The sequence below is a fragment of the Microbacterium sp. NPDC056052 genome (assembly GCF_042266785.1).
GTDB lineage: Bacteria > Actinomycetota > Actinomycetes > Actinomycetales > Microbacteriaceae > Microbacterium.
This window is the reverse complement of record NZ_JBHJWV010000002.1, coordinates 207,612-232,224: the sequence shown is the minus strand read 5'-3', so window position 1 is coordinate 232,224 and position 24,613 is coordinate 207,612. Positions and strand designations below refer to the sequence as shown.

Genomic DNA, 24,613 nt, shown 5'->3' with positions numbered 1-24,613 from the left:
GCCGTCGGACGACGCTCAGCTCCAGACGAACCGGAACGTTCCGAGCAGCACCGCGGCAACGATCGACAGCGCCATGATCGCCGCGCCACCGGCAAGAGCGACCGCATCCCGCCCGGACAGCCGGGACGGGCGCGACCAGGTGCGCGGGATGTCGGATCCGAAGCCGCGCGCCTCCATCGCGAGGGCGAGCTTGGTGCCGCGGCGCACCGCGAACACGAGCAGCACGAACGACATCGTGAAGAAGCGCCGCAGCGCGCCACGGTCCCCCACCCCGCGCGCCCGGCGGGCGAGCGACATGGTGCGCCAGTCGTCCAGGAACAGCCCGAGCATCCGGGTACCCGCGAGCACGCCCAGCACGAAGCGGCTGGGCAGATGCGCGACCTGCGCGAGGGCGTCGGCGAGGTCGGTCGGATCCGTGCGGGCGAAAAGCAGGATCGTGGGCAGCCCCAGCGCCACGACGCGGATCGACACGGCGATCGCGAGCTGGATCGATGCCTCGCTGATGTGCGCGAACCCGAAGCTGAAGAACACCTGCCCGCCCGGAGCGGCGTAGAGCAGCATGCTCACGCCGGCCACCGGCGCGAGCACGAGCAGCAGCGCGAGCCGGCGCAGCACAGTGCCGAGCCGCAGGCCGGTGAGCGGGATGCACAGCAGCTGCAGCCCGATCGCGACGAGTCCGCTCGTGACGTCGATCGACGCGAACAGCGGCACCGAAAGCAGCAGCGCCAGCACGATCCGGGTGACCGGGTTGACCCCGTCGATCCAGGCCGCGCCCGCTTTCGAAGCGCCCGAATGGCCGCTTTCGGCCGACATCTCGAGCGTCTTGCGCGCGTCGAAACCCGTGCTCATGCGGCCAGCTCGATCCGGTGGCCGCCGAGGTGGTGGATCACGTCGGCGTCGTGCGTGACGGCGACGACGGTCGTGCCGCGGGCGATCTCCTCCTGCAGCAGGCTCACGATGCCGATCCAGCCGCGACGGTCCTGCCCGAACGTCGGCTCGTCGAGCACGATCACCGCGGGCGCGGCGGCGAGCACGGTCGCGACCGAGAGGCGGCGCTTCTGCCCGCCCGACAGCGTGAAGGGGTTCGCGGCGGCGAGCGCGGTCAGCCCGAGCCGCTCCAGCAGGGCGTCGACGACGGCATCGATCCGAGCGTCGTCCCAGCCGAGCGCGCGCGGCCCGACCGCGAGCTCGTCGCGCACGGTCTGCGTGAGGAACTGGTGCTCGGGATCCTGGAACACCATGCCGATGCGGGTGAGCAGCTCGCGCGACGTCCAGCGGATGGGATCCAGCCCGCGTCTCCCCCGGAGGCCCTCCGCCGCCTGGACGGCGCCGTCGAGGGCATCGAGGAGTCCGGCGAGGGTGAGCGCCAGCGTGGACTTGCCGGCGCCGTTGGGACCCACGATCACGGTCGCCGTGCCGCCCGGCACTGCGAGGTCGAGTCCGCGCTGCACGGCATGACGGCGGTCCCGGGTGACCGCGAGGTCACGGGTCGCGAGGATCGCCTCGGCCGGGTCCGCTGCCGGACGCGCCGGCAGCACCGGCAGGCCCACCGGATGCCCCGGCACCCACACGCCGGCCTCCGCGAGGGCGTCGCCGTGCACCCGGAACACCTCGTCCGGGGTGCCGTCCGCGAGGAGGCCGCCGTCCGCGCCGATGACGATCACGCGGGTCATCAGATCCGCCCACACCGCGGTGCGGTGCTCGATCACCACGAGCGTGGCTCCGGTCGCGGCCACGACGCGCTCGACGCTCGCTCGGATCTCCTGCACGCCGTCGGGGTCGAGGTTGGCCGTCGGCTCGTCCAGCAGCAGAAGCCCCGGCCGCATGGCGAGGGCCCCGGCGAGCGCGAGCCGCTGCTTCTGGCCGCCCGAGAGCGCCGCGGTGGGGCGGTCCAGCGGCACATCGAGACCGACCGCGTCCAGCGCCTCGGCGACGCGTACGGGGATGTCCTCCGCAGGCACGCCGAGGTTCTCGCAGCCGAAGGCGACGTCGTCGCCGACCCTGCTCAGCACGACGCCGGCGTCCGGATCCTGCAGGACCAGACCGATCCTGCCCCGCTGCGTCTCCGGATCGGATCCGTCGACCTGCAGGGATCCGCGCCTCTCCCCCTCGTCGGCGTCGCCGAGCAGCCCCGCCATGCCGGTCAGGAGGGTCGACTTGCCGGCACCGGACGCGCCGAGCAGGAGAACCCGCTCCCCCGGCTCGATCGTGAACGTCACGTCGCTGACCGCGGGCAGGCGGCGGCCGGCGTAACGCCAGCCCCACCCGTCCGCGACGACGCGGGCGGCACCCGCGGTCATGTCAGACCTCGCGGCGGAGCTCGCGTCCGGCGGCGAAGCGGCTCAGGGCACCGGTCGCGGCGAGAGCGCGCACGAGCAGCCAGCCGAGGACACCGGCCAGCAGCGCGCCCGAGACGACCAGGGTGCCGAGGTAGATCGCGTTGAACTCGGCGGACTTGAGGATGTTCGGCGAGCTGCCGTAGAACAGCTCGAACAGCCAGGCGCCCGCGGCGGCGGCGACACCGGCGAGGGCGGCGACGGGGAGCGAGAACCGGCGGTACAGGAAGATCGCGAAGATCAGCTCGGCCCCGAGGCCCTGTGCGATGCCCTCGAGCACTGTGGAGACGCCCCAGATGTTGCCGATCAGCATCGACACGATCGCCGCGACGACCTCGACGACGAGCGCTGCTCCGGGCTTGCGGATCACGAGCCCGCCGACCACGCCGCCGAGCAGCCAGATCCCGACGGCGATGCCGCCGAGGCCGGGGGTGAGACCGTCGGCCGCCGTGAACCACGCGTAGCCGATCGTGTTCCAGACCCAGAAGACCAGGCCGATCGCGACGCCGAGCACGGCGGCCACGACGATGTCGACGACGCGCCAGTTCAGGCGGCGTGCGGCCGCCCCGCTGCTGTTCGCGTTCTGTGCGGTTGCAGATGCGTGCATGAGAAATGCTCCTCCCTGCGCCGGCATGATCCGGATCAGGTTCGACGGTCGAAGCGCGATTCGCTCCCTCTCAGCCCGGCTCGCCGGACTCCCGTGGTGATCCGCCCATCTTAGCCCCGCCAGGGCGCACCGGCGACCGCCTCGTCACACGGCGTGAGCCGAGTACGCCCGCGATACCGGCCGTTGACGGGGCCGCCAGATACGGTAGGGGGGTGAACAATGACGACGGTCCGGGGGCCGCCCAGGTCGATCCGACGATCGCCGACGCCGACGCACCCGCTGCCGACGCCTCCCGCGCGGCCATCGACGAGGTCGCACCGGAACCGGCAGAGCTGTTCCCTGCCCCGCCGGAGCAGGCCGAACCCGCGTCGCTGTTCCCTCCGCGTGAGACCCCCGCGGCAGAACCGCTGTTCCCCGCGCCGGACTCCCCCGCCTCCGCACCGCTGTTCGGAGACAGCGCGGAAGCCGCCCCCGGGGTCGCTGCCACTGCCGCTGCCGCATCGACCGCCTCCGACCCGGCCACAGCCCCTGCTGCCGCGCCTGTCGCCACCGCGCCTACGAAGCAGCCGCTGCCCTCGGCATCGCTCGTCCGCGGCCCCGACCGTCCGCCGACCGCCGCGCTCGCCTGGGTCGATGTGGCTCGGGTCGGTGCAGGCAATGCCTCGGCCGCCGCGACGCCGTCCCGCGCGCTGCTGGACGACGCCCCGCACCGCAGCATCGCCCGACCGGGGGTGCTGCTGCCGCTGGGCGGGGTGCTGGCCGTCATCATCGCCTACGGCGCCACGACCGCACTCTGGCCGCTCAACTCCGTGAAGCCCGTCGCGGCGCCGGTCGCATTCCAGCCCGCCGCCGCCCCTGCCGCCGCCGCGGCCTGGCCCGCGACGGGCAGCGCCGCCGTGGGCGTCGCCGGCATCGGCACGATCGCCTCGGCGGAACAGCGCGCTCCGATGGCGAGCATCACGAAGCTCGTGACGGTGCTCGCCTCGCTCGACAAGATGCCCCTCAAGGCCGGCGAGCAGGGTCCGTCCTTCGCGTTCACGCAGGCCGACAGCGACGACTACTGGGACTACCTCCGCCAGGATCAGTCCGCGCTCGACGTCCCGGTCGGCGGATCCCTCACGCAGTATCAGCTGTACGAGGGGATCCTGCTCGGTTCGGCGAACAACTACGCCGACCGCCTCGCCCGCGAGGTGTGGGGCTCGGAGGAGAACTACGCGGCCGCCGCGAACCAGTGGCTGAGCCAGCACGACCTCACCGACATCACGGTCGTGACCCCTTCCGGCTTCGACTTCGGCAACGTCTCGACCCCGCGCGCGCTCATCCAGCTCGGGGAGATCGCCGAGAAGAACCCGGTGATCGCCGAGATCGTGAAGCAGAAGAGCGTCGAGCTGCCGGGCGCCGGCATCGTGAAGAACACCAACGGGCTCATCGACGACGCCGGCATCGTGGGCATCAAGACCGGCACGATCGGCGACGGTGCGGACACCCGCTACAACCTGCTCTCGGCCAAGGACGTCAGGGACGGCGACGCCGTCGTGCGGATCTACGTCGCGGCCCTCGGGCAGGACAGCGACGCGGGCCGGGTCGACGCCTCGCGCGCTCTCTACGCAGGCCTCGAGGCCGCGCTGAAGGACCAGCCGCAGACGGTGGACAAGGGTGCGACGCTCGGCACGATCGACACCGCATGGGGTGAGACCACCCAGGTGGTGGCCGCCGAGAGCGCCCGGGTCGTGCTCTGGAACGGCGCCTCGGCGTCGGCGACCACGAAGTTCTCACTCGGAGACGACTGGAAGGCCGGCGAGAAGGCGGGCACGCTCAGCCTCAAGGGTCCACTGGACTCCGCCTCGGTGCCGCTGGAGCTGCGCACCGCCCTGCACGGACCGAGCTTCTGGTGGCGCCTCACGCACCCCCTCGAGCTGTTCGGCCTGACGAAGTAGCGCCCCGGCGCCGGCCCGCGCCCGGCGCCGGATCCGGGCCACCCACCTGCGCTCAGGTCGCACTATCGGCTCCAAAAACGGATCCGCACGAGCCGAAATCGCGACCTGAACGACGGCGTCCGGCCCCGGGGCGCGCCACAGGAAAGCGCCGCCGCCCTGCGAACAGGACGACGGCGTTCACGTCGGTGCGGACGAGGTCAACCGAGGTCAGACCCTGTCGTCCTCGATCTCCCAGGATGAGCGCTCCGGCGACTCGGCCGACTCGACGACGCGCTCCGCGACGGCGACCGGGGCGGTCCCGGCACCGATCACGGCGGCGGCGCCGGCCTCGACCTCGGAGGCGACGGATCCGTCCGCCGGAACCGTGATGGTCCCGGTGACGAGCGCCTCGTCGGCGTCGGTGTCGCTCGCGGCCTGCTCGAACTGCGACTGGTACAGCCGCCAGTAGGCGCCCTGCGCCGCGATGAGCTCCTCGTGGGTGCCCTTCTCCACGATGTCGCCGTGCTCCATCACGAGGATGAGGTCGGCGTCGCGGATCGTGGACAGGCGGTGCGCGATCACGAACGACGTGCGTCCGTTCCGCAGTGCCGCCATCGCGTGCTGCAGCAGCAACTCGGTGCGGGTGTCGACGGCCGAGGTGGCCTCGTCCAGGATGAGGATCGACGGCTGGGCGACGAACGCGCGCGCGATCGTGATCAGCTGGCGCTCACCCGCCGACACGTTCGAGGCGTCCTCGTCGAGCTTCGTCTCGTAGCCCTCGGGGAGCGCGTGCACGAAGCGGTCGACGTAGGTCGCCTTCGCGGCGTCGATGACCTCGTCATCCGTCGCGGTCGAACGGCCGTAGCGGATGTTCTCCCGGATCGTGCCCGCGAACAGCCACGGATCCTGGAGCACCATGCCCGTGCGCGCGCGCAGGTCGGAACGCTCCATCTCGGCGATGTCCTGCCCGTCGAGAAGGATCCGCCCGCCGCTCAGTTCGTAGAACCGCATGATGAGGTTCACCAGCGTGGTCTTGCCCGCACCGGTCGGGCCGACGATCGCGACCGTCTGGCCCGGCTCCACGCGGAACGACAGATCCGTGATGAGCGGACGGTCCTCCGTGTAGGAGAACGCGACGTGCTCGAACTCGATGACGCCCTTGCCGTCGGTGACGGTGGGTGCGTCCTCGGCATCGGGATCCTGCTCCTCCGCGTCCAGCAGCTCGAACACGCGCTCCGCCGAGGCGGTACCGGACTGCACGACCGCCGCCATGCCGCCCAGCTCGCTGAGCGGCTGGGTGAACTGCTGCGAGTACTGGATGAACGCCTGCACGTCGCCGAGGCGGAGCTGACCGCTCGCGACCATCAGGCCGCCCAGCACCGCGAGGCCGACGTAGGTCAGGCTGCCGATGAAGGTCATGGCCGGCATCATCAGCCCGGACAGGAACTGGGCCTTGAACGCGGCCTGATACAGCTCCTCGTTCTCGACCTGGAACTTGTCCAGCGCGTCCTTCTCACGACCGAAGACCTTGACCAGCGCGTGGCCGGAGAAGGCCTCCTCGACACGGGCGTTCAGGCGGCCGACCTTCTTCCACTGGATCCCGAACGCCTTCTGCGAACGCGGCCCGATGACGCCGAAGATCACGGCCATGAGCGGCAGCGCCACGAGCGCGACGAGGGCCAGCTGCCACGAGATCGAGAACATCATGATCAGCACGCCGACCACGGTGAGCACCGAGGTGAGCGCGCCCGACAGCGATTGCTGCATGGTCTGCGTGATGTTGTCGATGTCGTTCGTGACGCGGGAGATCAGCTCTCCGCGCTGCACCTTGTCGAAGTACGACAGCGGCAGGCGGTTGATCTTCGCCTCGACGTCCTCACGAAGGCGCCACATCGTGCGCACCATGATGACGTTGATGACGTAGCCCTGGATCCAGCTCAGCAGAGCGGATCCGACGTAGATCGCGAGCACCGCGGTGATCACCCAGCGCAGCTGCTCGAACTGGATCCCGTCGCCGACCTTGAACGGGCCGAACGCCGCGACCATGTCGGCGAACTGGTTCTGCTTCGCGGCGCGCAGTGCCTCGACGACCTGCGCCTGATCCGTTCCCTTCGGGAACCCGGGGAAGCCGTTCTGTCCCTTGCCCAGCGCGAGCGAGGTGAATCCCTCGTAGATGATGTTCGTCGCGTTGCCGAGCACCTTCGGCGCGGCCACCGCGAGGACGACACCGAGCGCCCCGAAGATCGAGACCAGCACGAACCACACGGCGCTGGGCTTGAGCAGCCCGATCATCCGCTTGAAGCTCGGACCGAACTGGTTCGCCTTGCCGGGCGCGGGGCCGTCGAACATCCCGCCGCCCTGCTGGCGCGCCTTCTCGGCCTGCTCGGCCTCCTCCTTCTCGGCGTCGGTCATCTCCGCGGTCGCGGCGGATGCGCCGGCGTACTTCGCCCGGCGGGCCTCCATGCGCTCTGCGCGCGCGGCTTTCTTGTCCACGTTGTCGCTCATGCGTCCACCCCCAGCTGCGACTCGACGATCTCTCTATAGGTGTCGCTGGTCTCGAGCAGCTGCTCGTGCGTGCCGACGGCCACCATCGTGCCGCCCTCGAGGACGACGATGCGGTCCGCGTCGGTGATGGTCGAGACGCGCTGCGCGACGACGATCTTGGTCACCTGCGGCAGCTCCCGCCACAGCGCCTGACGCAGCCGGGCGTCGGTGGTGAGGTCGAGCGCCGAGAAGGAGTCGTCGAAGACCAGGATCTCCGGCTGGTGGATGATCGCGCGGGCGATCGCGAGCCGCTGGCGCTGGCCACCGGACACGTTCGTACCGCCCTGGGCGATGTTCGAGTCCAGGCCGTCGGGCATCTCCGAGACGAAGTCCCGCGCCTGAGCGATGTCGAGCGCAGCCCACAGCTCCTCGTCGGTCGCGTCCTCGCGCCCGTAGCGCAGGTTGGAGGCGATCGTTCCGCTGAACAGGAACGGGCGCTGCGGCACAAGACCGATGCTCTTCCATAGCGCATCGACATCGGCCTGGCGCACATCCGTGCCGCCGACGAAGGCGGCGCCTCCCGTGACGTCGAACAGCCGCGGGATGAGCGAGATCAGCGTGGTCTTGCCCGCGCCGGTGGATCCGACGATCGCGACGGTCTCGCCGGGCTCCGCCGCGAAGCTGATCCCGTGCAGCACCGGCGACTCGGCCCCCGGGTAGGTGAAGGAGACGTCGTCGAAGGCCACGGATCCCGGAACCGGGAAGGTCTTGACGCCGTTCTCCGGCCGGGTCATGCTCTGCTCGGCGTCCAGCACCTCGCCGACGCGCTCCGCGGAGACCGCGGCGCGCGGGATCATCATGGCCATGAAGCTGGACATGATGATGCCCATCATGATCTGACCGATGTACTGCATGAACGCGAACAGCGTGCCGACCTCGACCGTGCCGTTGTTCACCTCGATGCCGCCGAACCAGATCACACCGACGATGGTGACGTTCAGGATCAGCATGAACAGCGGGAAGAGCAGGACGAAGAGCGAACCGACGTTGCGGCCGACGACCATGATGTCGGTGTTGGCGCCGCGGAAGCGCTCCTCCTCGATGCGCTCGCGCACGAACGCGCGCACGACGCGGACACCGGTGAGCTGCTCGCGCATGATGCGGTTGACGTTGTCGAGCTTGCCCTGATAGCTGCGGAACAGCGGGACCATACGGCCGATGATGATGCCGGCGACGATGAGCAGCGCGGGCACCGAGACGGCGATCAGCCAGCTCAGCCCCAGATTGGTCTGCAGCGCCATGATGATGCCGCCGATCGCGAGCAGCGGCGCGGTGATGAACATCGTCGAGCCCATCATCGCCAGCATCTGCACCTGCTGCACGTCGTTCGTGTTGCGGGTGATCAGCGATCCTGCGCCGAACTGCGAGACCTCGCGCTCGGAGAAGCCGCTCACGCGGGCGAACACGTCGGCGCGGATGTCGCGGCCGAGACTCATCGCCGCGCGCGCGGCGAAGTAGGTCGCGATGACGGAGGCGATGATCTGGCCGAGCGAGACGGCGAGCATGAGCCCGCCGTGCGACCAGATGTAGGCGGTGTCGGCGTTGGCGACGCCCTTGTCGATGATGTCGGCGTTGAGGCGCGGCAGGTACAGCGAGGCGAAGGCGCTGCCGAACTGGAACACCAGCACACCGAGCAGCAGCCACTTGTAACGCTTCAGATAGCGGAAGAGGATCTTTCCGAGCACAGGCGGACTTTCCTTGTGGGAGCGGACTTCCCGAGGGGAAGCGGAAGAAGTCGAGAAACGACCACGAATCACCCTGCCACGCAGCACCGACATTCACATCCCCCTTGAGGAGGATCGACTCAGATCTTCGCTGAGGGCGAAACGAATCCCTGCTCGTGCCGAGATTTACGGATCCGGTTAAGAAACCGGGACGCCCTGCGGAACGTTCGCTACGCCCAGAGCGGAACCGGCGGCACGTAGTCGCGCGCCTCGGCGGAGGCGTCCGGCGCGAGGTCGGCGAGGGTCTGCGGATCCCAGTGCGGATCGCGGTCCTTGTCCACGAGCTGCGCACGGATCCCCTCGACGAGATCGGGGTGGTTGTGCACGAACCAGAGCACCCGGCGGTACTCCCCCGCCAGGGCGTCGCGCACCGAGTCCATCGCCCTGGCCTCGCGCACGGCGTCGAGCGTGACCACGAGCGCCGTCGGGGCGAGGGACTCGAGCAGGTCGGCGGTGTCCGCCGGCGTGGGCCCGGGGCCGGCTCCGTCTGGCGCCTCCGGGGCGGGCATCGCCCGCAGGCGGGCCACGATCTCCGGCACCGTGCCGGCGGAGAAGGCCTCGTCGATCCACCCCTGCTGCGCGGACAGCGGCGCAGGATCCGGTGTCTCGTCGAAGAGCATGACGATCTCGCTCGGACCGGTCGGATCCGCCCTGTGGGCGAGGGCGTCGCGCAGCGCCTCGAGGCGCTCGGACGGGACGGAGAAGTCGGCGAACCCGGCGTAGAGCGCATCGGATCCGTTCATCGTCCCGGCCGTGAGGGCGAGGAACTCGCCCAGGCGACCGGGCGCATGGCCGAGCAGCCAGGTGCCGCCGACGTCGGGCGTGAATCCGATCTTCACCTCGGGCATCGCGAGCTGCGAGCGCTCCGTGACCACGCGGATCGCGGCATGCCCCGCGACGCCGATACCGCCGCCCATCGTGATGCCGTCGGCGATCGCGACGATCGTCTTGGGATACTCCGCGATCGCCGCGTTCATGGCGTACTCCTCGCGGAAGAACTCCACCGTGTCGGCGCTCCGTCCCGCGGTGATCTGCCGGTGCAGCTCGCGCACGTCGCCGCCCGCGCACAGGCCGCGGTCCCCCGCGCCGTCGATGTAGACGATCTCGATGTCGCTGTCGTCGCGCCAGGCGTCGAGCGCCGCATGCACCGCACGGATCATCCCGACGTTCAGCGCGTTGAGCGCCCGCGGGCGGTTCAGGGTGATCCAGCCCAGCGCTCCCTCGGTGCGCACGAGCACCTCGGCGTCTGCGGCGGCGGATCCCTGGGCGTCTTCGACGGTGCTCACGGATGCCACGTTACCCCGCGGGGTGCTCCGCCCGAGCCGTCGGCGGCCGGACGGACGGAGCGCGCATCCACGGTCCCGCCGAGGGGGTGACGGCCCGCGCATTGCGCGGAATGCCCCGGATCAACGAGCGTTTTCATGTCTCATCCGACAAGATAGAGGGGTACTGCTGTATCTATGAGAGGCCGCGGATGACCGACGGACAAGTGCTCGAGTTCTCGCATGCGACGAAGCGCTTCGGCGTTCTCACCGCCGTCGACGACCTCTCCGCCCGGATCGAGCCGGGGGCGGTGACCGCATTCCTCGGGCCGAACGGCGCCGGCAAGACGACGTCGCTGCGGATGATGCTCGGCCAGATCCGCCCGACCTCGGGCACCGCGACCATCGGCGGCGTCCCGCACGCCGACCTGCGCCACCCGTTGCGCACCGTCGGATCCGTCCTCGAGGAGGCCGTCTACCGGCCGCGCCGCACGGCCCCGCGCCAGCTCTCCATCGCCGCGAAGGCGAACGGGATCCCGCTCTCGCGGGTGGACGAGGTGCTCTCCCTCGTGGGCCTGCAGAACGAGACCGAGACGCGCATCGGCGCATACTCCCTCGGCATGCGGCAGCGCCTCAGCGTCGCCGGCGCCCTGCTCGGCGACCCGGGCGCGCTCGTGCTCGACGAACCCGCGAACGGCCTCGACCCCGAAGGCATCCGCTGGATGCGCCTGCTCATGCGCCGCCTGGCCGACGAGGGCCGCACCGTGCTGGTCTCCTCGCACGTGCTGAGCGAGATCGAGCAGATCGCCGACAACGTGCTCGTGCTCTCCAAGGGCCGGCTGGTCTACGCGGACAGCATCGGCAAGCTCTCGGATCCGACCACGGGATCGGTCGTCGTCGACGCCGATGACCGCGCGGCGCTCGCAGCCGCCCTGCAGAACGCCGGGCTGACCTTCGACGTACTGCGGTCGGGCCTGACGGTGCACAACACCGACGCCGCGGCGGTCGGCGCCGTCGCCGCCTCCGCCGGCCTCGCGCTCACCACGCTGCTGCAGCGCGGACCGAGCCTGGAGGAGGTCTTCCTCGACCTCGTGCACGGCCGTCGCGACCCGCTCACGGGTTCGATCCCGGTCGTGGGCGCTCCCGCGGTCGCCGCCGTCGAGGAGCCGGGATCCGGCGCGGCGTCGGATCCGGCCGAAGACGGGACCGGGGCGGCGGACGCTTCGGGCGAGGGCGGCCAGGCGGACGCCGAGCACGTTCCCACCGCAGGCCTCTTCGGGGCCGCAGCGGCTGTCCCGGTCATGGCCGCCGCGAGCGCCGGCGTGGCCGGTCTCTTCGGAGCCGCGGCCGAGGCCGCCCCGGCCGAGGGCACGGTCGCGATTCCGACCACCCGCCGCGAGGCCGCCGAGTTCGCCGCCGCGCAGTCGGCCACGGGCGAGGACGAAGGCGCGGAAGACGCGTCGGCCGAGGGATCCGGGGCCACGGACGACGCCGCGGCGGAAGACGCCGAGGGTTCCGAGGGTGAAGGCGCCGAGGCTGAAGGCGCCGAGGCTGAAGGCGAGGACGCTTCCGGGGTTGCTTCCGGCGACGAGGACGCTTCCGACGACGAGGGTGCCGAGGGCGAGGCTGCCGAGGACGGGGCCGAGAGCGCCGAGCCGTCCGACTCCGACTCCGACTCCGACTCCGACTCCGACTCCGACGAGGATGCCTCTGCCGAGGACGGATCCGCGGGGCCGGTCGCCGACCTCGGCGAGGGCACGGATGCAGAGGCCCCGGCGGAGGACGCGGAGCCGACATCGTCCGAGTCCGAGTCCGAGTCGTCCGACTCCGAGGCACCCGGGGACGCGGAGCCGGCCGACGACGAGAACGCCGCCACCGACGCGACGGACTCGGCCGACGAATCCGAGGGGTCATCCGAGGATGCGCGCGACGAGGGCGCGATCGCCGCGGGGGTCGCGCTGACCGCCCCCATCGTCGCCGACTACACGCCGGGCGAGGCGCACCACGAGGATGCGGAGGACGCCGAGCATCCCGCCGGGACCGACACCGGGTCCGGCGCCGACGAGCAGGACGCCCCGCTCACGCACGCCGCCGATGGCGAGACGGACGCGGACGGCGCCGCGCTCGGATCCTTCGAGACCGCCGCCCTGACCATCCCGGATGCGGCGCCGGTGTCTTTCGACGATCTGATCACCGGCGTGCCGTCGGCCGCTCAGTCCCCGGAGGACGCCAACGAGGGCGACGCGGAGAGCGGAGGCGACGCGGAGGACGAGAGCGCCGAGCACGGCGACATCGACGACGCCCCGACGGCGGCGACCACGGTCATCACGGCGCCGACCGCCGACGGAGAGTTCGCCACCCCCGAGCCGAGCACCGAGACCACCGAGATCGCCGGCATCGAGATCTTCGCGGCTCTCGCCGATGGACGCACCCAGGAGATCCAGGTCATCCTCGACGAGACGCCCGATGAGGACGACGACCTCGAGGACGTGACGCAGGGCGAGATCCACCAGGACGACGACCCCCGCGCGGCCGCCGTCAGCGCGTCGCTCGCCGCGGCCGCACGCGCGTTCTTCACGGACGACGCTCCCTCCTACACGCCCGGCCCCAGCGGCGAGAACGCCGACGGGCAGGACGCGCCAGCCTCGTCGGAGGAGCAGCATGGCGAGGAGGCTCCGCACGAGCAGGGTCAGGACGACGAGCACCCCGAGGGCGACAACCACGCGGAGCACCACGGGCACTGACCCGGGAGGGCATCCGCACGAAGCGGCGATCGTCCGAGGACGGTCGCCGCTTCGGCGTCAGAGCGTCGTCGAGGCGGACGCGGCTTCGCGGCGCACGCGGGCGGACATCCCCTCGGGGCTCAGCCCGGCTGCTCCGCGCCGTCAGGCGGGACGGGGCGAGGGCTTGCGCTTGCGTCCGCGGGTTCCGGAGGGCCCGGCGACGGGGATCGCGCCGGTCGCGGCGATGTCGGTCACCTCGGCGAGCTCGGAGCTCGCATCGAGGCGCAGCGCCTGAGCGAGCGCCAGACCGTGCCGCGTGGTGAGGACGAGTCGCTGGAACTCCGCGCCCTCGAGGTCGATCACGACGCTGGGCTTGTGCCGTCGGATGAGCACGAAGTCGTCGCCGTTCGCCGACTTCCAGGTACCGGCCGCGAGCACGAGAGGCACATGCGTGCCAGGGCTGCCGACTCCGCGCAGCCACGTCCAGGCGTCATCCGTGAGCTGCACCTTGACGATCGCCTCACGGGCGATGTGCAGGTTGTCGCGGCGGAACGAGACGGCGCGCTCGAGAGGAGAGAGCTCCACCTCGAGGCGGGTCCGATCCAGCAGCAGCGTCACCATCCCCCCAGTCTGCCAGCGCAGCCCCGGATCCGCCCGCGAGGCACCTCACAGGACGGCAACGATCCCGCTGGCGAAGTCCGACAAGTGCGACGGTCGGCGGGGGCGCCGTCGGATGTGCAGTTCGGGGTCGGTTCGGGTGCGGATCGGAGTCGGATCGGCGGTCCGTTCGGGGGTCGGTTCGGGGGGCGGTTCGGGGGTCCGTTTGGCGGTCCGTTTGCGGCGCGTCCGCACGTTTTGGGGCGCGTCACGACCCGGACTCTTGGCGGGGTACGCCCCAAAACATCGAAATGCGCCCCAAACGAGGCAAGGGGGAGCCGGGACGGGGCCGGCCCCGGTCGGGGTCTCGTAGGCCCGAACCTGGTCGGGGGGTCTCGTAGGTAGGGTTCCCGTCGACGAGCGGCGGCCTGTGCCGGGGACGCAGACTTTGGGGCGCGTCCTCACGTTCTGGGGCGCGCCGCGGCCCGGATTCCCGGCAGGGTGCGCCCCAAAACGTGAGAGAGCGCCCCGAACCGGCTTCGACCCCGTGGACGACCGGGATCCGACCACGATGGGCCAGGATCCGACCATGCTGGGCCCGGGTCCGGCCAGATCTGGCCGGTGGGTCCAGTGCGGACTTGGGGCGCATCCCTCCGTTTTGGGGCGCGTCTCACCCGGGAATCCCCGCAGGCTGCGCCCCAGAACGTGAGAGAGCGCCCCTAAACCGGCCGTCAGGCCGTCGCGCGGGCTGCGGCCTCGGCGGCGGCGGGCAGCGCCGCCTCGATCGCCGTGAGCTCCGCGTCTCCGTGGGCGGCCGTGAGGAACCAGGCCTCGAACACGCTCGGCGGCAGCGCCACGCCCTGCTCGCGCATCGCGTGGAAGAACGGCGCGTACCGGAACACCTGCTGCGCCTGAGCCGCGGCGTAGTCGCGCGGGGCCTCCGACGCGAAGGCCACGCCGAACAGGTTGCCCGCGCGCGGCACCGCGTGCGCGACGCCGGCATCGGTCAGAGCGCGGTCGAGCGCTCCGGACAGACGCTCCGCCGCAGCGTCGATCCTGGCGTACACCTCGGGCGTCGCGAGGCGCAGGGTCGCCAGGCCCGCGGCGACCGAGAGCGGGTTCCCGCTCAGCGTGCCGGCCTGGTACACCGGCCCGGTCGGAGCCAGCTGGTCCATGACCTCGGCACGGCCGCCGAGCGCGGCGAGCGGCATCCCGCCGCCCACGACCTTGCCGAACGTGATGATGTCGGGCAGGTACTCCTCGCCCGCAGCCTGCTGCAGGCCCCAGAATCCGGCCGGGTGCACGCGGAAACCGGTGAGCACCTCGTCAAGGATCATGAGGGCGCCGTGCGCATGCGCGGTCTCGGCGATGAGGGGGTTGAATCCGGGCTGCGGTGCGACCACGCCCATGTTCGCCGCGGAGGCTTCGACGATCACGGCCGCGATCCGGTCGCCGTGCTCGGCGAACACCGCCGCGAGCGCCTCCGGGGAGTTGTAGTCGATGACGAGCGTCTGCGCCGCGATCGGAGCGGGGACGCCCGCGGATCCGGGCAGGGCGAGGGTCGCGACACCGGAGCCGGCCGCCGCCAGCAGGCCGTCCGAGTGACCGTGGTAGTGTCCGGCGAACTTCACGAGAAGGTCGCGTCCGGTCGCACCGCGGGCGAGCCTGATCGCGGTCATCGTCGCCTCGGTGCCCGTGGAGACCAGCCGCACGCGCTCGACGGGGCGGGCGTCGCCGTGCCGCACCCGGTCGGCGATGAGGGCGGCGAGCTCGACCTCGCCCTCGGTCGGAGCTCCGAAGGACAGGCCACGGGTCGCCGATTCCTGCACGGCCGCGACGACCTCGGGATGTGCGTGCCCGAGCAGCGCAGGGCCCCAGGACGCGACGAGGTCGAGGTAGGTCGTGCCTGCGGCATCGGTGACCGTCGCGCCGGAAGCGCTCGCGAGGAACCGCGGCGTGCCGCCGACCGATCCGTAGGCGCGCACGGGCGAGTTCACCCCGCCGGGGATCACGGCACGGGCGGCGTCGAACAGGTCGTCATTGCGGTCGGTCATGGATCCATTCTCCCGGAGGATCCTGTGCCGCTCTCCCGAGCGAACCTCATCGCTTCGAAGGCCGCAGACGGCTCCCTCAGAGAGCCATCGACGCGTTTCGCGTGCTGCAGATCGGCCGGAGCGGCTCAGGGGCTGACGCCGATCGTTCAGGGTGCGCGGCTAGCGTGACGGGATGCAGCAGCATCCGCCGGAGCTCCGGCACCGCACGTCCGCCCTGCGGCGGGCCACCTGGCGGATCTGGCCGTGGCTGGCCTGGCTCCTGCCGATCGGCGTGGCGCTGTTCTGTCTGTGGCGTGTGAGCACCGCTCATGGCGAACTGTCCTTCATCATCGTGCTGACCTCGCCGCTGTTCGTCCCTCTGGCAGGCGGCCTGGGATCGCTGCCTCGCGTCGTTCAGCGTCGAGCGGGCGCGAGTGCGACGCCGGCGCGGCAGGTGCCGGTGCTGATCCTGCTGTGGTGGAGCTGGGTGGCATTCGTGATCGCCATGCCGGATCGCACGATCGCATCAGGCCCCTCCGACTCGGTGCCGGTGCCGTCGCTGCTGCAGCAGCTGGCCGGCGGTCCCGCGGGCGGAGTGTTCACGACCTGGGTCTTCGTCGCGGCGATCGCCTGCGGGATCGCGGCCTGGGTACTGCTGCTCGTGACGGCATCCGGCCGTGCGGCGATCGGGCATGCCCGGCGGTGGGAGGGCCTCGGATGGGCCGGGTTCGGATTGGCGCCGCTGCTGCTCGCGGCTGTCGGAGGACTCGGTGTCGCGACCGGGCAGATGCAGGGGGACGCCGCCGGCGAAGTCCGCGCGCAGGCGACGGCCCGCACGGCCGAGAAGCAGATCGCGCTCGCGGAGCAGCGCTACGACGCGGTGCAGCGGGTGGTCTCCGATCTGCGCGCCGCCGTGGCACCGCAGGAGTGGGAAGCGCAAGAGGCGTGCGCGGAGTCTCTGAACGACGACGGGCTCGGGTGGGACGCGTACCGGCTGCGCATCGCATTCCGCCATGCGGCAAGCCTGGAGCTCGACCACGACGCGCTGACGAAGGCGCTCACGAATGCCGGCTGGACGGTCACCCTGGATCAGGAGGCGCCGATGGAGATCTCAGCCAGCGGGCCGCAGGGCGCGGAGCTGAGGTTCACGACGGACGGCGACGCGCCGTTCCGGATCACTGCGACGGCCGGGTCCTGGTGGCAGTCGGCGGATCAGCCGGTGTCGGACGCATGGTGCGGCGCGCACGGCGGAGCCAGAGTCGGCTACAGCGGCAGCACCGGCGGCGGTGCGGACGCGAGCTGGTGGCCGCCGCTGCGATGATGCGTGCGCTGGTCATCCCGGCCAGGAAAGGCTTCAGCCGCGGGCGAGCCAGCGGGCGGCCTCGGTCGCCCAGTAGGTCAGCACGACGTCGGCACCGGCGCGGCGGATCGACAGCAGGGACTCCAGGATCGTGCGCTCGCGATCGAGCCAGCCGTTCTGCGCGGCGGCCTCGATCATCGCGTACTCGCCCGACACCTGATAGGCCCACACGGGCACCCGCACGGCGTCGCGCACCTCGCGCATCACGTCGAGGAACGCCATCGCGGGCTTCACCATGACGACGTCCGCGCCCTCTGCCTCGTCCAGGAGCGCCTCGCGCACGCCCTCGCGCCGGTTGCCCGGGTCGAGCTGGTAGGTGCGGCGGTCGCCCTGCAGCTGCGAGTCGACGGCCTCGCGGAACGGGCCGTAGAACGCGCTCGCGTACTTCGCCGCATAGCCGAGCAGCAGCACGTCCCGGAGGCCCTCCGCGTCGAGCGCGTGGCGCACCGCGGCGACCTGGCCGTCCATCATTCCGCTCAGGCCCAGCAGCTGCGACCCGGCGCGCGCCTGCGCGAGCGCCATCGCGACGTACCGCTCCAGGGTCGCGTCGTTGTCGACGGATCCGTCCGCCGCGAGCACGCCGCAATGGCCGTGGTCGGTGAACTCGTCCAGGCACAGGTCGGTCTGGACGACGAGAGCGTCGCCGACCTCCGCGGCCAGTGCGGCGGTCGCGACGTTGAGGATCCCCTCCGGGTCGTCGGCGCCGGATCCCACGGCGTCGCGCACGGCGGGCACTCCGAAGAGCATGATGCCGGTGACGCCCGCCTCCGCCGCCTCGACGGCGGCGCGGCGGAGGGAGTCGAGCGAGTGCTGCAGGACGCCGGGCATGGATCCGATCGGCACCGGATCGGTCAGCCCCTCGCGCACGAACGCCGGGAGCACCAGATGGCGCGGAAGCAGGTCCGTCTCGCGCGCCAGGGAGCGCACCGCCGCGGACTGCCTCAGCCGCCGCGGGCGGACGTCGGGGAAGCCGGCCGACGCGCCGAGTCCAGCGCTCACGGGGCGAACTCGTCGGCGGCGTGCGGAAGGGTGAACTGCGAGACCGCGTCGATGAGCGCGTCGACCGTCTGCTTGTCGGCGACCACGGTGATCGGCAGGCCCGCCCTCTTGGCGTCCTTCGCGGTGCGAGGGCCGATCGCCGCGAGCAGCGTGGAGTCGGGGATGTCGGGGAACTGCTCGCGCACCTGCTCCGCGACGGATCCGCTCGTGACGAGGATCGCGTTGATCCGGCCGTTCTGCACGTCGCGCATGATCCGCTCGGTCACCGGCACGCCGACCGTGCGGTAGGCGACGACGCTGGACACGTCGTGCCCTGCCTTGATCAGCGACTTGGTCAGCAGCGGCTTGGCGATCTCGCTGCGCAGGGTCAGGATCCGCTTCGGCTCGGGTTCGAGGGCGATGAGCTGCCCGGCCATCCCCTCTGCGGAGTTGTCGTCCTCCGGGACGAGATCGACGTGGTAGCCGACCGCGGCCAGCGCGGCTGCGGTGGTCTCCCCGACTGCGGCGATCTTGGTGGTGGCGGGGATCTCCGCACGGTGCGCGAAGAGCACATCGACCGTGGTCGCACTGGTGATGGTGAGCCAGTCGAACTCACCGGCCGAGAGCTTCGCGAGGGCGTCGTCGAGGGCCGCCTGGTCGTTCGTGGGCGCGAAGTTGATGAGAGGGGCCACGACGGGCACCGCTCCCTGCGCGCGGAGGCTGGCCGCCACGCCGTCGCCCCAGGGACCTCCGCGCGGCACGAGCACGCGCCACCCGGTGAGCGGTTTGGCCTCTTGCTTCGATTCAGTCATCATCATCGGATTCAGGGGCGGGGAAGGAGGTCAGCCGCCCCACGTTCGAGCAGCCGATGGGCAACAGACAACCCGATCGCGCGTGATGCGCTGATCGGGTCTGCACCATCGGCAGAGTCCGCACCGTTGCCACTGCCGTTGGGATGAATATACTCCTCGCCCGGTGCCCCCACCTTCACGGAGTCTGGATGCAGCGGCTCCGTGACGTCGATCCCGATCCGCCAGCCGTCGCGCGGGGCGTAGACCACGGCCCGCACGCGCAGGTCCCCGTCGATGACCTCGGCGTGCGCGGCCATCGGCGCCTGACAGCCGGAGTCGAGGCCCTCCAGCACCGCCCGCTCGGCCGTGACGGCGATGCGGGTGGCCTCGTCGTCGAGGGCGGCGAGCGCCGCGAGCAGCTCTGCCGGAGCGTCGGCGGTCGTCTCCACCGCGAGCGCGCCCTGCCCCGGTGCGGTCGGCCATTCGGCCAGCCCGAGCGGCTCGGCCTTCAGCCCTCCGAGCGGGTCGCCGTCGAGCCGGTCGAGCCCGGCGGCGGCGAGGATCACGGCGTCGAGCTCGCCCGATGCGACGCGCTGCAGCCGGGAGTCGACGTTGCCGCGCAGATCCGCCGTGTGCAGGCGCGGGTTGCGGACGTGCACCTGCGCGATGCGGCGAGGGGATCCGGTGCCGATCGCGGATCCGGCCTTCAGTTCGTGCAGCGGCGTGCCGTCGCGGGTGACGGCCACGTCGCGGGCATCGGCGCGCGCCGGGATCGCGGCGATGACGAGGTCGTCCGGCACCTGCGTGGGCAGGTCCTTCAGGGAGTGCACCAGGATGTCGCACTCGCCCCGTCGCAGCGCATCGCGGAGGGCCGTGGCGAACACGCCCTGCCCGCCGATCTCGCTGAGTGACGCGCGGTTGGTGTCGCCTTCGCTCGTGATCGGGACCAGCTCGACCCGGCGTCCCGAGACCGCCTCGAGCGCCTTCGCCACGTGGCCGGACTGGGCCTGGGCCAGAGCGCTGCGGCGGGTGCCGAGGCGGATGACGTCGCCGGCAGCGGTCATTGCAGGACCTCGGGGATCTCCTCGAAGCGCAGGCGGCGCCCGGTGTAGAAGGGCACCTCCTCCTTCACGTAGCGGCGCGCATCGGTGTAGCGCAGGTCGCGCATGAGGTCCACGAGCTCGGTCGGGTCGTCCGCCTCGAGCGGCAGCAGCCACTCGTAGTCGCCCAGCGCGAAGGCGGCGACGGTGTTGGCGATGACGCCGCGGAAGGCGGCGCCCTTGCGGCCGTGCTCGGCGAGCATGCGGCGGCGCTCGTCCTCCTCGATCAGATACCACTCCGGCGTGCGCACGAACGGGTACAGGCAGAGCCAGTCCTTCGCGTCGACGCCGCGCAGGAAGCCGGGCACGTGCGCGCGGTTGAACTCCGCATCGCGGTGCACGCCCATCACATTCCAGGTCGGCAGCAGGGTGCGCAGGAGCTCGGTGCGGCGGAGGCGCCGCAGGGCCTTCTGCAGCTCTTCGGGGCTGGGGCCGTGCAGCCACACCATGAGGTCGGCGTCGGCCTTGAGCCCGGAGACGTCGTAGAACCCGCGGACGGAGATCCCCCCGTCCTCGATGAGACGGACGATGTCCTCCAGCTCGGTCGCGTCGGACTCGACCACGGGGGCGGAGGGGTCGCGGCGCCACACGGCCCACAGGGTGAAACCCTGGGGCGAGGCGTCGGAGTCGGCGGCGAGCACGGGCGTTTCTGCAGCTTCGGCCATGGATCCAGTCTGCCCCCTCCAGCTATGAGCTGCAGACCGCGAGACTCCAACTGGGCGACGAGACTGCGCACCTGACATGCAGTCTCGTCGCCCAGTTGGAGTCTCGCGGTCAGAGAAGAGGGCGGAACGGGGGCAGGGGGAAGGTGCGGGTCAGCGCGCGATGCTGCGGGCGACTGCCCAGACGATGCCGCCGACGACCGCGGCGACGCCGACGGCCGCCACCACAGCGCCGACCGGGTTGTGCCGCGCGAACGCGCGCAGCTTGACCTTGCCCTCGACGGTCGCCTTCTCGAGGCGGCGGGGCACGTTGCCCTTCTCCTCGATCGCGAGCAGCGCCGCCTTCAGCTCGGCACGGGCCGACGCGACGGGATCGACGATCCCGTTCGGCACGGCGGTGCGCGGGACGTTCACCGGGTCAACGGCCATCGCCGGCCTCCTTCACGATGCGGATGTCGGTCGCGACGGCCTGCGCGGGGTTCTCCCGGCGCAGGACCTTGCGGAACTTCAGGATCCCGAGCAGCGCGAACACGAGCACGGCGAGCAGCAGGATCCCGAACGTGATGATCGCCGAGAGCCAGACCGGGAACCACGACGAGAGCCCGGCGATCGCGAACACGAGCACGACCGGCACGGTCCAGAACAGGAAGAACAGCGCGACCAGGAACCAGACGCTGCCGATGCCGGCGTCCTTCGCGGTCCGCGAGATCCAGGTCTTGGCGGCGTCGATCTCGGCCTTGACCAGGTTGCTGACGAGGTCGGGCAGGTCGCCGAGCAGCGTCAGCAGGCTGTCGTCGGCGCGATCCCGGAAGTCACCGGCCATGTCAGGCGCCCGCGGTGGGCTTCTTCGGCGCGCTCTTCGCGCCGGACGCCGTGCGGGGCTTGGTCTTGCCCTCGGCTGCCGCGACGGTCTCCTCCGCGGCCTGCTTGACCTCGGCCGCGACCGTCTTGCCGCTCGCGATGGTGGAGTCCACGCGCTCGCCGGGCGTTCCGTCGGACGTGACGGCCTTGACGATCTTCACGGCGCCGGTCCACAGCGCCTGCGGCACGGCGGCCGCCTGCGTCTTCGCGAAGTCCTGCACCTTGTGCACCTGCGCCTGCACCGGGTCGAGGTGCCAGACCTTGAGCCACTGCTTCTTGATCTGTTCGTAGCGCTCGCGCCCTGCACGGGTCCCCAGCACGTATCCGACGCCGAGTCCGACGACGAGTCCGATCTTCCCCTTCATGGGGTCTCCTCACGATTGCGGTCTCTGCGGACCTCCAGCGTAACCCTGTATGCCGATTTCGGCATCTATCGGCCGGAGGACCGCGTAACGACGGCGATGTCCGAGTCGTCAGTCCCAGAGCAGGGCGTGCCGGATGCGCTCGGCCTCGGCCTTCGCGTGCGGGACGACCTGCGCGAGGCCCGTGCCGCTCAGCCACGCCCCGGTTGCTGCGACACCCGGCACGGCCGCGACCGCCGCCGACGCCGCGGTGCGCCGCTCGGCCGCGCCCAGCACCGCGGAGGGCTGCGCCTGCACGAACCGCGCCCGGTGGCTGCCGCGCAGCTGCGCGGGACGAAGGGCGACGCCGAGGAGCGCCGAGGCCTCGGCCAGCGCGAGCATCCCCGCCGCCTCGTCGTCGAGGGCACCGGTCGCCGGATCCTCCCCCGCCGAGCCGAAGGACACCCGCACGACGTGCCGGGATCCCGCCCGCTCGCGCAGCCAAGCCCACTTCGCCGTGCTGTGGGTGAGGGCCTTCGCGGTGTGGGATCCGGGCACCGTGAGCACGCCGGATCCGCGAGGAGCGGCGTCGAGCTCGGGAGCGTCCAGGACGAGGGTGACGATCTCGATGCGCGGCGAGGATCCTGCTGCGACCGCGGCGAGCTCCGGCACGTGCGGGGCGAGCAGCCGGCGCGCCGTCGCCTCGTCGGCGGCGACGATCACCGCGTCGAAGCGGGGCCGGGCGGCGGCCGCGTCCTCGCGGCCGCCCTCGACCCCCTCGGACTCCGTCCCCGTCGCCGGTTCCGGATCCGCGACCAGGACGGTCCAGCCGTCGTCGGCGCGCGCGAGCCCCTCGACCGGAGCGCCGGTGCGCACCTCGGATCCGAGCAGCTCGATGCGGGCGATCAGCGCGTCGACCATGCTCGACATGCCGCCGGCGAGTCCCTGCACGGCCGCACCGGGAGCGCGCCCGGATCCGCCGGTGATCTCGGCGACCGCGCCGGAGAGGGATCCGGTCCGGGTCAGAGCCGCGTTCAGGGTCGGCGCGGCGACGTCGACGTCGATGTCGTCGGGGTGCGCGGAGTAGACGCCCGTGCTGACCGGGGCCACGAGGCGGTCCAGCACACGGGCGCCCATGCGCTTGCGCACGAGACGGCCCAGGCTGTGGTCGTGGCCGATCGTGAGCGGGGGCAGTACGCGATCCAGCCAGGCGCGCCAGGTGCCGTTCCCGCCGATCACGCGGCGCACGTCCTCGGCGAAGGGGTTCGCCGGGATGCCGAGCAGGCCGCCCCGGGGCAGCGGGGCGGCGCCGCCGGGGATGCCCGCGACCCAGGCGCCGCCCGGCTCGGGCGAGACGACCCGCTCGTCGAGGCCGAGGTCGGACAGCAGCGCGCGCACGTGTCCGCCGCGCACGGCGAAGCTCTCGGCGCCGGCGTCGAAGGCGATCCCGTCGGCCTCGCCCTGCTGCACCGCGCCACCGGCCCGCTCCTGGGCCTCGAACACAGTCGCGTGCGCGCCGATCGCTGCGATCGACTCCGCCGCCACGAGCCCGGCGACGCCGCCGCCGATCACGGCGACGCGCAGGTGCGCCGCCTTCGCGGCGAGCTCCGGGGTGTGCGCCGGGTCGGCGGCGGGTGCCGGGTCTTGGGGGCGCCCCGGATCCGACATGCTCATCGCGCCGCTCCGGCGGCCGCGGGCTCCGTGCGGACCTCGTGCACGAGCTCGACGATGCGGGTGAGCACAGAGGGGTCGGTCTCGGGCGGCACGCCGTGGCCGAGGTTCAGGATGTGCGCGCGGGCGGCGGTGCCGCGGCGCAGCACGTCGCGGACGTGCGCCTCGAGCACGGGCCAGGGCGCCGTGAGCAGCGCGGGGTCGATGTTGCCCTGCACGGTCACGTCGTCGCCGAGCAGGGCGACGGCCTCGTCGAGCGGCAGGCGCCAGTCGACGCCGACCGCGTCGGCGCGTCCGTCCAGGCGCATGTCGGCGAGGAACGGCCCCGTGCCGACGCCGAAGTGGATGACCGGGGCGTCGATCCCATCGACGGCGGCGGCCGAGTGCGGGGCGACGAAGGCCCGGTAGTCGGCCGGGCTGAGGGAACCCGCCCAGGAGTCGAAGAGCTGCACGGCGCTCGCCCCGGCCGCGCGCTGCGCGTCGAGGAAGGTGCGGGAGATCTGCGCGAGCCAGCCCGCGAGCCGGTTCCACGAGTCCGGATCCGTGTGCATCATCGCCCTGGCGCGCAGGTGCTCCTTCGAGGGCCCGCCCTCGACGAGATAGGCCGCGAGCGTGAACGGCGCCCCCGCGAAGCCGATCAGCGGGGTGGTGTCGCCGAGCTCGGCGACGACGAGGCGCACCGCCTCCGCGATCTGCGTCGTGTCGAGGGACGCCGGGTCGATCGCCGTGATCCGGTCGACGTCGGCCGCTGTGCACACGGGCTCGGCGAAGACCGGGCCGCGACCGGGCTCGATCTCGACCTCGACGCCGGCGAGGCGCAGGGGCACGACGATATCGCTGAAGAAGATGCCCGCGTCGACCTTGTGCCGGCGCACGGGCTGCAGAGTGATCTCCGCGGCGAGGTCGGGGGTGAGGCATGCGTCGAGCATCCGGGTGCCGACCCGCAGGTCGCGGTACTCGGGCAGCGAGCGGCCGGCCTGGCGCATGAACCACACGGGGGCGGTGTCGGGGCGGTCTCCGGCGAGGGCGCGCAGCAGGGGGGCGTCGTTGAGGGGCATGGATCCATTCTCCCTGACCTCTGCTTTGCAGCGAATGGGGATCCGTCGG

At 71.8% G+C, this 24,613-nt stretch carries 20 protein-coding genes and 1 riboswitch; of the genes, 3 read left to right on the top strand and 17 right to left on the bottom strand.

From position 1 onward, the window contains the following. Positions 1–15: 15 nt before the first annotated feature. From ACFC1J_RS05160 to ACFC1J_RS05150, 3 genes are all read right to left on the bottom strand, one after another. Positions 16–813, bottom strand: a complete 798-nt coding sequence (locus ACFC1J_RS05160) for an energy-coupling factor transporter transmembrane component T family protein (RefSeq protein WP_375903627.1) — start codon at positions 811–813, stop codon at positions 16–18. A gap of 32 nt (positions 814–845) precedes the next feature. Further along, complete coding sequence (locus tag ACFC1J_RS05155) at positions 846–2,300, bottom strand: ABC transporter ATP-binding protein (RefSeq protein WP_375903135.1); 1,455 nt, start codon at positions 2,298–2,300, stop codon at positions 846–848. A 1-nt stretch (position 2,301) separates the two neighbouring features. After that, positions 2,302–2,943, bottom strand: a complete 642-nt coding sequence (locus ACFC1J_RS05150) for an ECF transporter S component (protein ID WP_375903134.1) — start codon at positions 2,941–2,943, stop codon at positions 2,302–2,304. Then, positions 2,939–3,048: riboswitch (TPP riboswitch) on the bottom strand. It overlaps the preceding gene by 5 nt. 107 nt (positions 3,049–3,155) lie before the next feature. On the opposite strand from ACFC1J_RS05150, the gene ACFC1J_RS05145 reads away from it, so the two are divergent. Further along, on the top strand, positions 3,156–4,880 hold the full coding sequence (locus ACFC1J_RS05145; protein WP_375903132.1) for a D-alanyl-D-alanine carboxypeptidase family protein: 1,725 nt from the start codon (positions 3,156–3,158) through the stop codon (positions 4,878–4,880). Between the two features lie 207 nt (positions 4,881–5,087). Here ACFC1J_RS05145 and ACFC1J_RS05140 read toward each other — a convergent pair whose 3' ends face one another. The 3 genes from ACFC1J_RS05140 to ACFC1J_RS05130 form a co-directional block, all read right to left on the bottom strand. After that, entirely contained in the window at positions 5,088–7,271 is a 2,184-nt protein-coding gene (locus tag ACFC1J_RS05140; RefSeq protein ID WP_375903625.1) for an ABC transporter ATP-binding protein, read from the bottom strand. Between the two features lie 89 nt (positions 7,272–7,360). After that, positions 7,361–9,088, bottom strand: coding sequence for an ABC transporter ATP-binding protein (locus ACFC1J_RS05135; RefSeq protein ID WP_375903130.1), 1,728 nt, complete (start codon positions 9,086–9,088; stop codon positions 7,361–7,363). A gap of 209 nt (positions 9,089–9,297) precedes the next feature. Continuing rightward, entirely contained in the window at positions 9,298–10,413 is a 1,116-nt protein-coding gene (locus tag ACFC1J_RS05130; RefSeq protein WP_375903128.1) for an enoyl-CoA hydratase/isomerase family protein, read from the bottom strand. A gap of 188 nt (positions 10,414–10,601) precedes the next feature. On the opposite strand from ACFC1J_RS05130, the gene ACFC1J_RS05125 reads away from it, so the two are divergent. Next, positions 10,602–13,133: an ATP-binding cassette domain-containing protein gene (locus tag ACFC1J_RS05125; protein WP_375903126.1), complete on the top strand. Its 2,532-nt coding sequence runs from the start codon at positions 10,602–10,604 to the stop codon at positions 13,131–13,133. 141 nt (positions 13,134–13,274) lie between these two features. Here ACFC1J_RS05125 and ACFC1J_RS05120 read toward each other — a convergent pair whose 3' ends face one another. Next, the gene (locus ACFC1J_RS05120) at positions 13,275–13,733 is read right to left on the bottom strand and encodes a hypothetical protein (protein WP_375903124.1); all 459 of its coding nucleotides are present in this window, start codon (positions 13,731–13,733) and stop codon (positions 13,275–13,277) included. A 707-nt stretch (positions 13,734–14,440) separates the two neighbouring features. Then, positions 14,441–15,763, bottom strand: coding sequence for a glutamate-1-semialdehyde 2,1-aminomutase (locus ACFC1J_RS05115; protein WP_375903122.1), 1,323 nt, complete (start codon positions 15,761–15,763; stop codon positions 14,441–14,443). Between the two features lie 172 nt (positions 15,764–15,935). Between ACFC1J_RS05115 and ACFC1J_RS05110 the strand changes: the two genes are divergently transcribed. Then, positions 15,936–17,063 (top strand): hypothetical protein, encoded by a 1,128-nt coding sequence (locus ACFC1J_RS05110; RefSeq protein ID WP_375903120.1) that lies wholly within the window; start codon positions 15,936–15,938, stop codon positions 17,061–17,063. 33 nt (positions 17,064–17,096) lie between these two features. Here ACFC1J_RS05110 and hemB read toward each other — a convergent pair whose 3' ends face one another. From hemB to hemE, 9 genes are all read right to left on the bottom strand, one after another. Then, a complete protein-coding gene (gene hemB, locus ACFC1J_RS05105) occupies positions 17,097–18,101 on the bottom strand; it encodes a porphobilinogen synthase (protein ID WP_375903119.1) in 1,005 nt (334 codons plus the stop codon). Next, positions 18,098–18,892 (bottom strand): uroporphyrinogen-III synthase, encoded by a 795-nt coding sequence (locus ACFC1J_RS05100; protein WP_375903623.1) that lies wholly within the window; start codon positions 18,890–18,892, stop codon positions 18,098–18,100. Before ACFC1J_RS05100 ends, hemB begins: the two co-directional genes overlap by 4 nt. An 11-nt stretch (positions 18,893–18,903) precedes the next feature. Then, positions 18,904–19,935, bottom strand: a complete 1,032-nt coding sequence (hemC, locus tag ACFC1J_RS05095; protein ID WP_375903117.1) for a hydroxymethylbilane synthase — start codon at positions 19,933–19,935, stop codon at positions 18,904–18,906. After that, positions 19,932–20,636 carry a hydrogen peroxide-dependent heme synthase gene (gene hemQ / locus ACFC1J_RS05090; RefSeq protein ID WP_375903116.1) on the bottom strand — a complete coding sequence of 235 codons (705 nt, stop codon included), beginning with the start codon at positions 20,634–20,636 and terminating at the stop codon, positions 19,932–19,934. The genes hemC and hemQ overlap by 4 nt, the downstream gene beginning before the upstream one ends. Positions 20,637–20,786: 150 nt before the next feature. Continuing rightward, a complete protein-coding gene (locus ACFC1J_RS05085) occupies positions 20,787–21,062 on the bottom strand; it encodes a hypothetical protein (protein WP_375903114.1) in 276 nt (91 codons plus the stop codon). Next, positions 21,052–21,456, bottom strand: a complete 405-nt coding sequence (locus ACFC1J_RS05080) for a phage holin family protein (protein ID WP_375903112.1) — start codon at positions 21,454–21,456, stop codon at positions 21,052–21,054. Before ACFC1J_RS05080 ends, ACFC1J_RS05085 begins: the two co-directional genes overlap by 11 nt. A gap of 1 nt (position 21,457) precedes the next feature. Then, positions 21,458–21,859, bottom strand: a complete 402-nt coding sequence (locus ACFC1J_RS05075) for a hypothetical protein (protein ID WP_375903111.1) — start codon at positions 21,857–21,859, stop codon at positions 21,458–21,460. Between the two features lie 108 nt (positions 21,860–21,967). Then, positions 21,968–23,509 carry a protoporphyrinogen/coproporphyrinogen oxidase gene (locus ACFC1J_RS05070; protein WP_375903109.1) on the bottom strand — a complete coding sequence of 514 codons (1,542 nt, stop codon included), beginning with the start codon at positions 23,507–23,509 and terminating at the stop codon, positions 21,968–21,970. After that, on the bottom strand, positions 23,506–24,564 hold the full coding sequence (hemE, locus tag ACFC1J_RS05065) for a uroporphyrinogen decarboxylase (protein ID WP_375903107.1): 1,059 nt from the start codon (positions 24,562–24,564) through the stop codon (positions 23,506–23,508). The genes ACFC1J_RS05070 and hemE overlap by 4 nt, the downstream gene beginning before the upstream one ends. Between the last annotated feature and the right edge of the window lie 49 nt (positions 24,565–24,613).